This is a genomic window from Butyrivibrio sp. NC2007 (assembly GCF_000421405.1).
Classification (GTDB): domain Bacteria; phylum Bacillota; class Clostridia; order Lachnospirales; family Lachnospiraceae; genus Butyrivibrio.
Window position 1 is genome coordinate 147,725 of record NZ_ATWY01000007.1, and the last position, 13,417, is coordinate 161,141.

Below are 13,417 nucleotides of genomic sequence, written 5' to 3' on the forward strand. Positions count from 1 at the left end.
CAATTTAGAGTTGCAACGGATATAATCTGTATATATGATTTAGTCGTTACGAAATTGATTGAACTGAGGAAATGCTTCTTATGATCATAAATACCGGACAGAGGACAGACATTCCGGCTTTTTACCCGAAGTGGCTTGCGAACAGGTTTAAAGAGGGAGAAGTCTGCGTCCGCAATCCATTTAATGAAGAGAGCGTCAGCAGGTATAAGCTAAGTCCTGACACTGTAGATGTGGTGGGATTTTGCTCTAAGAATCCTGCGCCCTTTTTTGAGTATATGGATGTGATCAGGGACTACGGACAGTACTGGTTTGTTACGATAACGCCCTATGGAAGGGATATAGAGCCGGGAGTTCCCGATAAACATAAGATACTGGAGGACTTTAAGGCGCTCTCGAACATGGTGGGAATTGACAGTATCGGATGGAGATATGACCCAATCTTGGTTAACGTCAGGTATACCGTGGCCTATCATCTGCGCGCCTTTGAGCAGATGGCTGCTGCACTGGATGGGTACACCAAGACTGTTGTCATCAGCTTTATTGATCTGTATGAGAAGGTGAAAAGAAATTTCCCGGAGGTAAGCTTTGTCTCAAGGCAGGATAAGCACTTTATGGGAAAAGAGATCGTGAAGATCGCTACAGCTCATGGCATGGTGGTAAAGCCCTGCGGAGAGGGTGAGTTTCTGTCGGAGTACGGCGCCGACTGCAGAGGCTGTATGACAATTGAGACTTACGAAAAAGCCATCGGAGCAAAGCTCATCGTCCCAAATAAAAAGCCCGCAAGAAAAGAGTGCGCATGCTACCTTTCAGGCGACATCGGAGCCTATGACAGCTGCGGACATCTCTGCAGATACTGCTACGCCAACAATGACATCGAGGCAGTTAAGCGAAACATGAAGCTCCACGATCCTGATTCGCCATTCCTTATCGGTGGCTATCGCGAAGGCGACATAATCCACGACGTTGAGATGAAATCCTACATCGACAACCAACTCAGCCTATTCTAAAATGAGCCATTGACTCCGTCCCCAGGGCTCACTTTTGAGCCCCGGGGACGGAGTCAGGGGTTCATTTTTTTAATATTAGTGGTATAATATTGATATAAATTAATATATCTCTTTTGGGAGGGCAGGATTATGGATGATTTGGAAAAGATCAAAACTCATGTCACAAAGGAAGAGGAAATATATGCAGAACCTGAACGAGCTGCACTGTTTACCGATGATATCAGTGAAAAGGCGATAAAGCCGGAGATATCGAAACAATCAACGGTTGCATTTACCGAGAAAGAACGGCTCTGGGAAGGGATGAAATAAATAAAGAATAATAACTGAATATGGTATAAATTATAAAGGCTTCGGAGTGATCCGGAGCCTTTTTGTATATCAATATACTCTTCATCAAAGCAGGGATATATCAGGCTGACGCCTACTGTGGCATCGATAATCCTGGGATTTGTATTAACGGGACTCAAAAGATATCGTGTGATAGGGCTTGGAAGTAGAAGCGTCGTATGAAATGAAAAAAATTGAATAACAACTATTAATTATTAACAGGCGTTATCCGATATAATAGATATACAGGAGGATGGTATGCCAAAAGAAGAGATGCTTCCAAGTGAAAGTGAATGGATGATCATGGAGACGCTTTGGAGATGCGGGCATGATCTTACCTCTGCGGAGATAGCCGATGCACTTCCAAAATCTTCCAAGATGAACCAGAGGATGGTAAGAGTCCTTATAAACAGATTGTGTAAAAAAGGGATGCTCACATATACTGTCGATCCGGATGATGCAAGAGTTTATCACTACAGTGCTGCAAGAGGAAGGCAGGAGTGCCAGAAAGCCAAGAGCAGCGCTTTTGTGGAGAATTATTTTGAGGGCAACAGACTATCAGCCGCATTTACTTTGCTGGAGGGCGGAAAGCTGTCGGCGGAGCAGATAAAAGAGCTTGAGGACATCCTCAAAAAAGCCAGGAAAGATATTTAAGTCTCATGGATGAGCAAGGGAGCAGTTATGCAAGGAATGCAAATGTTCTTTGAACAACTGAATAATGTCTTTGAATTTGTATGCGTTTATTATTCGACCATACTTGGTTTTTGTGCAATCATATCGATTTTTGTAATGGGAATTATCATGGCCTTAAGGAGTAGCGTGTTTGCCGGGCATGTCTTTGGCAGAGCTGCTTTGTGGTGCATGCTGATTCCTGTTTTATTTTGCGGAAAACTAAGAGCTTATTTTGAGACAAGAGTTGGTGTACGTACCATATTCAGGTGGTATAGCTTTTTGTCAGAGCATAGATGGATATGCGCCGTGTATATGGCTGGGATTATAGCATTTGCAGCACTGCTTGTTTATAGGCGCGTCAGACTAAAACGCCTTATCAGGTTCATGACCGATTCGGAAGATCACTTATCCGTGTATCCTGTCAAAGTGTTTGCGGGTAAAGCATCGTCTTTCTGCCTGGGATGCTTTAAGCCGGTTATTGTAGTGCCGGACAGCTTACAAGGTGCAGAAAGAGGCGTTGTGATAAAGCATGAAGAGACGCATATAAGGCTCGGACATCTGTGGATATTGCTGGCTTACGATATTCTTCGGACTCTCCTCTGGCCCAATGTCCTGCTTCATTTAGGCGTTCGATATTTGAAAAGAGATCTTGAAGATATTTGTGATTTGGTAACGATTCAGAGAAACAATATCGATACGGGATTTTACGGGCGCGTAATTCTTGACTGTGCAAAAGACATGTCTGACAGCGGGAGAAAGATCGGATATGAAAGCGGAATGTCTTTTACCACGGATGATAATTACAAGGCCTTGAGAAAGAGACTTGAGCAGATAGTAAGGGAAAGGGCATACGATCCGAAAGCTGTGCTGAGCGGGGCTGTAATCCTAGTGATGGTGGTTTGCGCTGTGATCGGACTTATAAAGGCTAATTCCTATAAGAGAACCAATGACATGGGCCAGGTCTGTTCCATGTGCTATACAGGTGATCTGGATTCTATATTTGTAGATGACGACCAGTCTATTGTGACATATTATGACGACGAGTATATATCAATAAACGCCCAAGCCCTTCTTGAGCAGTACCCTGAAGCCAAGAGTGGCGAAGGATGGTTCTATTTCTCAGTGGGTGGTTACTACAAGATCCCCGGAATCGGTGGCAGCGTAAGCTGGGGAGAGCTCGATGCAAAAGATATCAACGAGAGCATCATCATTATCCCCAACCACTCAGACATCGACATCTTCGAGCGCCTCATCATGTGGTTATGACCCCTGGGGACGGAGTCAAGGGCTCATTTTTGACCCCTGGGGACGGAGGTGAGGGTTCATTTTTGAAGCCAGGGAACAGGAGGTGGTTATGTGAACGGATGGGAAGTCACGGTAAGTGGCAATACAACTCATTACAGAAAAAGACTCTATGATGCATACGGCAATCATGTCGGAACCATAGGAATCTGCAAGCCTACCAAGCAGACCGGTAAGAAAAAGAAACCGGCACTGTACAGTTTTAAGCAGGTTTCATCCCAGGTTTTGCAGGCCAAGACCTCCACAAAAGCCATGCAGGTATCGAACAGTATCAGGGCGAAGATAGCTCTTTTGAAAAAGCAACTAAAGAACGGGGATGTAGATGAAGAAGAGGTACTGAGGGCAATCCTTCATGCGGAGATGGTTCAAAGAGCTTGTGAAAAGAAAAAGAAGAACCTGAAAATGGAAGAAACTGCGGAGAGGAATATCAAGGCTGAGGAGGAAATGCCTGTAGAGACGGAGGAAGCACCTGATGAAGCGGAATCCGAAGAAGAGATAAAAGAGCTTGAGCAGGCCGAGTTTGAAGCCCTTATGGAAAAGTTAGAGCTCAGCGCTGATGAGATGATGGAAATGGCGGAAGAGACGGTAGAGCTGGATGAGGAGCTTGATGAAATGGCTGAGGCTCTCTCAGGATCCATGACGCCGGAGGACTTAGAGCAGCTCAAGGTCAAGCACAGATCGGACGAAGCCAGAGACATATTGAAGGCGGATCTTAAGTATTTGAAGGCACTGTTTGACCGGCTCCAGTCGGAAAAAGAGAATGCCGGAAAAAGCTCTTTTGCAGGAGCAGGGGCATACGACAGCGGAGTGATGCTATCGCTGGGAGGTGTGGACATGGCTGTTGTGGATGCAGGAACGACAAGTGCACCGGCAGAAACAGGCGGGACATTTGATGTAGGGGTATGAGATATTTTTTTTTGAACAATAGATTAACAGATGTTAATGGATTTTGAGCCCCGGGGACGGAGTCAGTGGCTCATTTTTGAGCCCTGGGGACGGAGTCAAGGGATCATTTTGTGGAAGAACAAAGGAGGTAACATTTATGAGCATAGGAATCAACACAAATTATGGAACGAATAATTTAGTTGGCATCAGTGGCAATACCGAGCCGGCGTGGATCAAGGATGATGATAAGGAAAAAGAGAAAGCATCTTCCGCAGCACAACCCGGAGTTATCTATGAAAAGCAGGATGCCAATGCGAAGGCTGCAAAAAGCGAGAAGGATGATGAAAAGGCTATTTATAAGAAGTCCAAAGAAGACCGGGCAGCCATAGTTCAGCAGCTCAAGGCCGCCGAGGAGCAGCAGAGGAACAATCTTATCTCAATTGTGCAGAAAACGCTGCAAGGCCAGGTGGGAGCCTTCGGAACAGCCAAGGGCGATGACTTCTGGAGGCAGCTCGCCGGTGGTAACTTCAAGGTTGATGCTGCGACCAAGGCTCAGGCGCAAAAAGATATTTCGGAAGACGGCTATTATGGCGTGAAGCAGACTTCCCAGAGGCTCTTTGATTTCGCATCAGCCCTTGCCGGCGACGACGTGGACAAGATGAAAGAGATGCAAAAGGCCATGGAAAAGGGCTTCAAGCAGGCAACGAAGACCTGGGGAAGAGAGCTTCCTTCAATCTGCAAGGAAACAATGAATGCGGCGAACAAGCTGTTTGAGGATTACTACAGTTCAAAAGAGAAAGGAACAGAAGTATGAAGATTTGTGACATAAATGAATCCATTGGTGACATTTCTATAAGCTGCTAAAGGTTATATGCCGATATAACAGAAAAGGAGTTGTGTCGTTCATGTACACGGAGGTAGATGATTATGACCGGAATCAATATTACTTCGCTGGATAGGCAGGTAAAAGACATTGGTCAGGAAATTTACGCTGCGAAACAGCAGCGAGATGAGAAGCTGGCTAAGTCTTCGCCTGAAAATAAAGATGGTGGTTTGCAGAAAGCCATCCATGAAAAACTCAGTGATAGATCAAACGTAGCTTTTGGTGACACGGCAGCTACGCTTTCTATCTCTGCGCTTGGAGCAGAAGAGCTGGAGAAAGTCAGAAATTCCTGGAATAACCATACGGTAAGTTCACTGTACAGAACAGAGATTCCAATCAACAAGAATGCCGAAGGTGCGTACAAGATAGGCGGAGTTTCTTTTACCGAAGAAGAGTTTACTGCAGCCAGAGAGCTTGTGACGGATACAAGCAGTCAGCTCAAAACCGGATACCTGAGCTACAGGGATTATGCCAAGATGGAAGTCGCGCAGAAGGTTGTGGAAAACAGCGCTGCTGCGGGATTTAGCGCAGAACAGGCCAAGGTAATCAGCCGGGCTATGAAGGACTACAACAGCAGCCTGGTAGAGCGGCAGAATGAAATGCTTTCGGGCAGAACTACACGTGTGAACAATGATCCTGAGTCAGGAAGATACTTTGGAGTCGAGGTTCTGGTGCCCGGAAGCGTTACAGAATCAGGAATACCAAGATATGCCAGCACGGACATTGCTACGGACAGGGAGCTGATAAAAACGCTACGCGACAGTATAGGGGCAGTTGATATTGCCGGCAAAGACGCTGCATCTGAGCTTAAAGCTCTTTATCATGATATTATGAAGCCCGCATATGCTGCGCAGTACCCATTCCAGAGGGAATCTGATATAAATGACGCTTTGGATAAAGACGTAAAAGAGCTTATGGCACTTATAGATGTAGAGAAGTGATATGAGATTTGCTCATAAAAAATGAGCCCATGACTCCGTCCCTAGGGATCAAAAATGAGCCATGGGGACGGAGTCATGGGTTCATTTCGGAGGTAACAAATTATGAGGATACAACAGAACCCCTTTCAGGGAAATGACAATACACAGATGATTTCAGGCGCTGCAAATGCACAGAACAAGAATGGCAACATGAATTCGATTTCCGGCGCAAACCTTAAGGGTGAGAGCCTTATAGCTCAGCGTCAGGGGCTTGCAAGAAAGCAGGCTCTTAAGGTTGTCTCCGATGCTTTTGGAGGCGAGAAGAAGCTTGATGCGCAGATGCAGGGGATCAAGGATGAGATCAAGCGCCTGCAGGATGTGATAAATGAGAAGCGCACTGATACCAGGGACAATGATGCCAGATTAAAAGAACTTCAGGAACAATATGGGATAGATCCGGACAGCGAAGAGAACAAGAACCTGGAGCAGCTTGCCTTTAAAATGAATCACTCCAAAGACGGACTATCCGATGAGGAGAAGGGCAAGCTATCCGAGTATCAGCAACAGGCTCTTTACTATGTGGCAAAGAATCAGCAGAATGCGCTTGATATCGACCAGGCCAAGGCTCAGCAGGCCGGAAATGTCCAGGGATATGCAGATATGAAAAGAGAGCGTGCAAAATCCCAGGACATGCTCAAGGCACAGGATGCAGCTGAGGAGATCATGGAAGCTTCGAATGATGAGACGGTAGCTCTTTTGACTCAGGAAATGATCGAGCATGTGGATGAAGAGCAGAAGGAGCGCGAAGAAGAGGCAAAAGAGGCTGCGGAAAAGAAGAAAGAAGAGAAGAAGGAAGAGGCGAAGAAGCTTGAAAAAGAAGCCATGCAGCAGGAAATGATCGAGAACATCAAGGAACATGCTGCAGAGAGCCAGAGGAGCGGCGCCGATGCAAAAAGAGCTGTCGCAAGGCGTGAGCGAGCCGAGGCAGAGCGGATGGATGCCGAAGGCACACAGAAGACCATTATTTCTGAGGGCGCTTCCATGGAGGATACACAGAATGCGGTTAATTCCGAGATTACTAATATTCTAAATAAGCTGAGTCTTCTTTCGAATGATGTAAAGGGAAGCGCAATAGATAATCAGATATGAACCCCGGGGACGGAGTCAGGGGACCATTTTCAGAAAATTCTGAAAATGAACCACTGACTCCGTCCCTAGGGCTCAGAATCAAGGATGCGCATTATTTCAATGGAATGAAAACATTGGAATGATGCGCTTTTTAATTGTCCATTCGTAACATAAAAATGGCTATTCATGACATGGATAAAGCCTACGCAAATGTTCTGATGCTATGATTTATGCATAAACAGACAAGAGGATGAAATATGAATAAGTACTGTATAGCGATTTGTGATGATGAAGAGCCGGTGAGATGTCTTTTACGCGAATGGACAAGGACAAGTACGCCGGGTGCAGAGGTTAAGGAATACTCAGGTGGCAAAGAGCTGCTAAAGGATATCGATGAAGGTCTTAGGCTTGATGTGTTGTTCCTTGATATTGCCCTGGAGGAGAGTGATGGCTTTGAGACAGCAAAAGAGCTGGAAAAGAAAATAGAGTCAACCGGAAAGAGTATGCGCGCTTCAAGGCCTCTTATCATTTTTGTTACCGGAATCCCTGACAGAATGGGAGATGCGTTTGAGGTAAAGGCTTTTGATTATCTGATAAAGCCGGTTTCAAAAGATATATTTGAGAGTGATCTGCACCGGGCAATTGAGGAGCTAAAACGACTTGATGCACAGCTCATATGCGAAACTTCATATCACAGCAAAGAGGATTTCATTACAGTGCAGATTGGAAAAGAGTCTGTGACTTTGAGGGTAAAAGACATTCTCTATGTTGAAAGCTCCGGAAGAAAAGCAGTAGTGCATATGAAGGATAAACGCTATGAAATCTACAGACAGATGGCCGGACTTGAAGAGGAACTGGGAAAAGAATTTTTCAGAATCCACAGGGGATATCTGGTTAATATGAAGCATATTAAAGGGTACTCGAGGTCTGAGGTTCAGATAGATAACGGAGATCTTCTTATAATGTCCAAATATAAATACCAGGAATTTGTAAAAGCATATATGGATTACATATCCTAAAAAGCGGAGGGGTTATGACCGAAGAACAGATCAGGATAGCTCAGCAGTTATACGGAATAATAATGATTCTTATCAGGGGAGCGTTTTTGGGATTGTTTTTGGATCTTTTTCTGGAAAAAGAGATATTGAACAGAGCAAAGATAATTATGATATCAGCAGTCATGACTATCATCGGGCTAATTCTCTTTGCCATACCTTTCTCAACAAGAGGACTGTACAGCCTCATCGGACTTATCGTCATAGCCATAGTCTTTTGGCTGATCAATCCCAAAGTGCTGCCTCACTCGATATTTGTTTTCTTTTTGTGGAACAATGTCTTTTACGTATGGTATCTTGCAAACTTCGCAATCTTCAATGAAATTACAGATAAGGTCACAGGAGCAATTGATTATTCAAAGGAAGGTGCCATAGAGCGTTTGTGGCTTTGGATGTTTGCATTTATAGTGGCGCAGATTGTCTTTATGGCACTTACGCTTTTTGGCGAATACCTGGTAGTAAGAAAACTCTGTCAAAAGAAATATGACATGTCCTGGACGGAAGCTCTTTATCTGTCAGCTTATTCGGCGGTCTCGTACATTATCTGTTACATGATTGCCGATGTCATGGTGGTTCCTTTGGAAAAAGAGGTATTCTTTTTATTGGACGAAAAGAGAGGAATGGTATTTACACTTCCTCTGCTTGCACTGCTGCTATTCATAGGCGAGATATCTGCCATTGCTACCTGGCAGAGGTACAGACGGCTCAAGGAAGAGGAACTGCGACTTCAGGAGGAACTTAAGCAGCAGGAATTTATCAGGAAGAAGATAGAGTACACAGAAAAATATCATGACCGCATCAGGACGCTCAGGCACGATATGGCCGGAAAACTAATGATACTAAAGAGCTTTTTGGAAAATGAAAGATATGAAGATGCTTCGAAGTTTCTTGGTGAAATGAACATAGAACTAAGCATGAATAGCATGCGGATTTCTACAGGAAACCCAGTCACCGATATAGTGATAAACGAGGCAGCAGGCCAAGCGGACAATCTAAAATGTGAATTTCGGGCAGACTTCTCTTTTCCCAAAGAAAGCGGTATTGGCGCTACAGACGTGGGAATCATATTGAATAACCTGCTGGACAATGCACTGGAAGCTGTGGCAGCAATCCCGGAAAACGAAAGGTACATAAAACTTACGGGAGAGTTTAGGGAGAACTTTTTCCTGATAAAAGCCGAGAACTCTTTTGACGGAGTGCTGAAAAGAGACTTGGATGGCAATATAGTGAGCAGGAAGAGACAGCAAACCGATGAAGAACTTCATGGAATTGGGCTAAAGAGTGTGATGAGCATTGCGGATAAATATCTTGGGACAATGGATATCAGTTCAGAGAATAAGGTATTCATGGTTAGAGTTATGCTCCAAAGCATGGAAGATGACTATTCATTACATAAAAATGTCCGTTGATGCAATAGCTATTTATCCGGATATCTTCATAGTCGATACCTGTAATGTAACAGTAAAGCGCTGGAATTGTGAGGTAAACAGAATATGAAGATAGCGAGTAGTGATGTTTATTCCAAGGCAAATTACAGCTATCAAAAGGAATTGAAAAGTAGCGGCGCAGGGACAAGCGGATTTTTTGCAGGAATAGTAGAAAAGCATGTAGAGAAGGAGAAGGCGGATTATCAGGCAACGGGCAGGATTACAACAGAGGATGGCAGGGAAATCAAGGTGGATGTAGATGTTACGATGGCGCGGAAGAAAGAGCGCGATACCTTTATTGCAATGTCATCACCAATGGATAGCCTCTTTGACCCACTGATAATAAATACCGGGCAGCAGGTGGCTTCACTTAGTGATAAGAAATTTAAGTTCGACCTGGATGCTGATGGAAAGCAGGATGAGATTTCCATGACAAAGGCAGGAAGCGGATTTCTTGCTCTTGATAAAAATGGTGATGGCAAGATAAATGATGGAACGGAGCTGTTTGGTGTTAAGAGTGGTGATGGTTTTAAGGATCTTGCTGAGTATGACAGCGATGGCAATGGCTGGATTGATGAGAGTGATGAGGTCTTTGAAAAGCTTCAGGTTTGGAGTAAGACAGATGAAGGAAAAGAGGAATTAAAGAGCCTTAAGGAATCGGGAGTTGGTGCGATTTTTCTTGGAGCTGAGGATACTGAATTTACAATAGACGGAACGGATGGTGTTCTGGATGGAAAGGTAAGAAAGACCGGATTTTATCTGAAAGAAGACGGCGGAGCAGGAACTATACAGCACGTTGACCTTGCCATAAAGGGCAGGGAATCCGAGCTAATGAGCGCAGCTGAGAAGCTTGATGAATTGCTTGAGAAAATGCGAAGCGAGCGATCTTCGAGAAGGCGGAATAGTAATAATGATAACGCAAGGCGCAGAGCACAGAGAGCAGCAAGGCAAAAGAAGCAGATCGAGGAATGCCAGAAACGCAAGGAACTCAATAAAGAACTAACAGATAAGGCAATCGAACATAGAAAGCTTATGTATGGCCGGCAGATATGAGCCCTAGGGACGGAGTCAGTGGTTCATTTTTGAGCCCTGGGGACGGAGTCATGGGTTCATTTTCAGAAAATTCTGAAAATGAACCCATGACTCCGTCCCCAGGGCTCAAAATAGTATAGAATGTATATAGGTATAGACTTGAAGGGAGAATCAGGCATGCAGATTTCAGATATCGATAATGGAAAAGCCTTTGACTGGGGGAATACATCGAAAGACTATGCTAAATACCGTGATATTTACCCTGAGCAGTTCTATCAGTGCATTCTGGATATGGGGCTGTGCAAAGATGGGCAGAAAGTGCTTGATATCGGGACAGGAACTGGAGTCCTTCCGCGCAATATGTACAAGTACGGCGCTAAGTGGATTGGGACCGATATCTCGGAAAACCAGATAGCTCAGGCAAAAGAGCTTGCGGATCAGCAGGGGATGGACATTGAGTTTTACACGTGTCCTGCAGAAGAGGTTAGCTATCCGGACAATACATTTGATGTCATCACCGTGTGCCAGTGCATATGGTATCTGAATGCTGAGGTTATAGCAGGTAGATTTGCCGGAATGCTTAAACCCGGAGGAAAGCTTCTTATCCTGTATATGGGATGGCTTCCATACGAAGATCCGATTGCCGGAAAGAGTGAGGAAATCATCCTGAAGCACAATCCGAACTGGTCTTCTTACGGAGATACGGTTCATCCGGTTTACGTTCCGGATGCGCTTTTGTCACCTTTTGACATAGTGAAAAGAGATGAGTTCAGAGTCGATGTGTCTTTTACCAGAGAAGGGTGGCATGGCAGAATGCGCGCGTGCAGAGGAGTTGGAGCTGCAATGAATGAACAGCAGCTAAAGGCCTGGGATAAAGAGCATATGAAGATGCTTGAAGAAAATGCGGGGGAAGAATTTGTGGTTAAGCACTATGTGTCTTTTGCTGAACTTCAGGTGAAAAAGAAATAGTTTGAGATTGCGGTGAAAACGGCCGGCAGAGGTGAGAATCTTTGCCGGTTTTTTGTTATAATAAACATGACATACTGATGACATGTTTAGCTTGATATTATAGATATTGAGATACGTAATATGAAAAACTAAATTCCTGTTCAGATGCATTAATCTGGAATTTACTCCTGCACATATTTTTTGTTACTATATCCAAGGTTATCTGTCAGAAAGGATTACCATGGATAAGAAAAACAGCTTTCATAACCAAAGACATCTCTCATTGTCTGACAGAAGTTTTATTGAGCAGGAGCTATTACAACATTCTTCTTTTAAATATATTGGAGAAATGCTCAACAAAGATCCTACTACTATATCTAAAGAAATACGGAATCATACCATGTCAAAACCTCCTTTACAGCACTTTAGAAAGTGTCGAGGTTGTCTGCACTATATTGAATGCCGCAGGAGAAATGTATGTGGTGATCTTAAGTGTAAATCTGTATGTAGGTTATGTGTTTGGGGGCACCCTACTGATCACTGTATTAGTTATCTTCCTTTTGATCGTTACTGCAACAAAAGAGATAAACCTCCATACGTATGCAATGGCTGTGAGCATACAAATTTATGCACTCTTGAGCAAAGGATTTACGATGCAAAAAAGGCTCAAAAAATGTATGAACAAAAGCTTTCCGATTCTAGAAAGGGCATCAACATGACTCCTGAAGAACTGGATGAACTTAATGAACTCATTTCTCCTCTGGCCCTTAAAGGGCAACCATTAAGCCATATATTTGCAGTTCATGGTGATGAGATTCCCGTCTCTCGCAGGACTTTATATAACTACTTTGATCAACGAGTCTTTACGGCAAGGAACATTGATCTACCAAGAAGAGTTCGCTACAAAAAGAGAAAAAGGCGTTCTGAACCACGTATAAAAAATGTCAAGCAAGCATACCGTTCAAAGCGTACTTATGTTGATTTTGAAAAATATACAAAGGCATTTCCGGAGCTTGATGTCGTTGAAATGGACACAGTAAAGGGTACCAATAAAGCAGGAAAATGCCTGTTAACTCTTCTGTTCAGAAGCTGCAGTTTCATGATCATAATCCTACTTCCGAATTGTACCCAGAAGAGTGTTGTAGCTGCCATAAACAGCCTTTGCGACGCCATCGGATTACACACTTTTAAAAAGTACTTTCCCATAATTCTTACTGACAATGGCTCAGAGTTTAAGAATCCCTGGGACATAGAAAATACGCAAACCGGAACTCCACGGACAAAAGTATTTTATTGCGATCCATACGTTTCAAATCAGAAAGCGCGCATAGAAAAGAATCATGAGTACATACGTTATGTGATACCTAAGGGAAGAAGCATGTCCAAGTATACGCAGGATGACATCAATCTTCTTGCAAGCCACATAAACTCTGTAGGGCGTGACAGTCTCAATGGGGCTACACCTTTTGACCTAGCGGAGCTCCTTTTAGATAAAAAGATACCGACTTTAACAGGACTGAAAAAAGTCTCCCCAGACGAAGTCCTGCTAAAACCGGCACTCATTGAATACCGTGATAAATAATCACGTAGACTAATAAATCAGCAGACAGATAACCACCCGAAGATCATAAAATCTCTTTTGATGGGTGGAATTTAATTTTTCTCAATCTGCTCCAGCCATCTGTTTGCTATGCAAACAAACAGAATTGGTAAACCGATTTTAGCATGTTTTTGGGGCATGTCAAAGTACCATTTTTATAAAAAAACTCCTAAAAAAGCCTCACATGCATTTTTTGCAACTATAAACCGGAATTCAGTTTTTCATTTGACC

13 protein-coding genes are annotated in these 13,417 nt (G+C 43.9%); all 13 read left to right on the forward strand.

The window, feature by feature from the left end; all coding sequences use genetic code 11:
- The first annotated feature begins 80 nt into the window (after nucleotides 1-80).
- On the forward strand, nucleotides 81-1,007 hold the full coding sequence (locus tag G632_RS0107745; protein ID WP_022768450.1) for a DUF1848 domain-containing protein: 927 nt from the start codon (nucleotides 81-83) through the stop codon (nucleotides 1,005-1,007).
- A 129-nt stretch (nucleotides 1,008-1,136) separates the two neighbouring features.
- A complete protein-coding gene (locus G632_RS0107750) occupies nucleotides 1,137-1,316 on the forward strand; it encodes a hypothetical protein (protein ID WP_022768451.1) in 180 nt (59 codons plus the stop codon).
- Between the two features lie 276 nt (nucleotides 1,317-1,592).
- A complete protein-coding gene (locus G632_RS0107755; RefSeq protein ID WP_022768452.1) occupies nucleotides 1,593-1,988 on the forward strand; it encodes a BlaI/MecI/CopY family transcriptional regulator in 396 nt (131 codons plus the stop codon).
- 27 nt (nucleotides 1,989-2,015) lie between these two features.
- Nucleotides 2,016-3,272 (forward strand): M56 family metallopeptidase, encoded by a 1,257-nt coding sequence (locus tag G632_RS0107760; RefSeq protein ID WP_196802278.1) that lies wholly within the window; start codon nucleotides 2,016-2,018, stop codon nucleotides 3,270-3,272.
- 90 nt (nucleotides 3,273-3,362) lie between these two features.
- Nucleotides 3,363-4,214 (forward strand): hypothetical protein, encoded by an 852-nt coding sequence (locus G632_RS0107765; protein ID WP_022768454.1) that lies wholly within the window; start codon nucleotides 3,363-3,365, stop codon nucleotides 4,212-4,214.
- Nucleotides 4,215-4,350: 136 nt separating this feature from the next.
- Nucleotides 4,351-5,007 carry a hypothetical protein gene (locus tag G632_RS0107770; RefSeq protein WP_022768455.1) on the forward strand — a complete coding sequence of 219 codons (657 nt, stop codon included), beginning with the start codon at nucleotides 4,351-4,353 and terminating at the stop codon, nucleotides 5,005-5,007.
- Nucleotides 5,008-5,120: 113 nt separating this feature from the next.
- The gene (locus G632_RS0107775) at nucleotides 5,121-6,017 is read left to right on the forward strand and encodes a hypothetical protein (RefSeq protein ID WP_022768456.1); all 897 of its coding nucleotides are present in this window, start codon (nucleotides 5,121-5,123) and stop codon (nucleotides 6,015-6,017) included.
- Nucleotides 6,018-6,119: 102 nt separating this feature from the next.
- The gene (locus G632_RS0107780; protein ID WP_022768457.1) at nucleotides 6,120-7,145 is read left to right on the forward strand and encodes a hypothetical protein; all 1,026 of its coding nucleotides are present in this window, start codon (nucleotides 6,120-6,122) and stop codon (nucleotides 7,143-7,145) included.
- Between the two features lie 236 nt (nucleotides 7,146-7,381).
- Nucleotides 7,382-8,143 carry a LytR/AlgR family response regulator transcription factor gene (locus G632_RS0107785; RefSeq protein WP_022768458.1) on the forward strand — a complete coding sequence of 254 codons (762 nt, stop codon included), beginning with the start codon at nucleotides 7,382-7,384 and terminating at the stop codon, nucleotides 8,141-8,143.
- A gap of 14 nt (nucleotides 8,144-8,157) precedes the next feature.
- Nucleotides 8,158-9,588, forward strand: coding sequence for a sensor histidine kinase (locus G632_RS21090; protein ID WP_022768459.1), 1,431 nt, complete (start codon nucleotides 8,158-8,160; stop codon nucleotides 9,586-9,588).
- 84 nt (nucleotides 9,589-9,672) lie between these two features.
- Complete coding sequence (locus G632_RS21095; protein WP_022768460.1) at nucleotides 9,673-10,659, forward strand: hypothetical protein; 987 nt, start codon at nucleotides 9,673-9,675, stop codon at nucleotides 10,657-10,659.
- Between the two features lie 156 nt (nucleotides 10,660-10,815).
- Nucleotides 10,816-11,607 (forward strand): class I SAM-dependent methyltransferase, encoded by a 792-nt coding sequence (locus G632_RS0107800; RefSeq protein WP_022768461.1) that lies wholly within the window; start codon nucleotides 10,816-10,818, stop codon nucleotides 11,605-11,607.
- Nucleotides 11,608-11,827: 220 nt separating this feature from the next.
- Nucleotides 11,828-13,168, forward strand: coding sequence for an IS30 family transposase (locus G632_RS21725; protein WP_035782302.1), 1,341 nt, complete (start codon nucleotides 11,828-11,830; stop codon nucleotides 13,166-13,168).
- The last annotated feature ends 249 nt before the right edge of the window (nucleotides 13,169-13,417 follow it).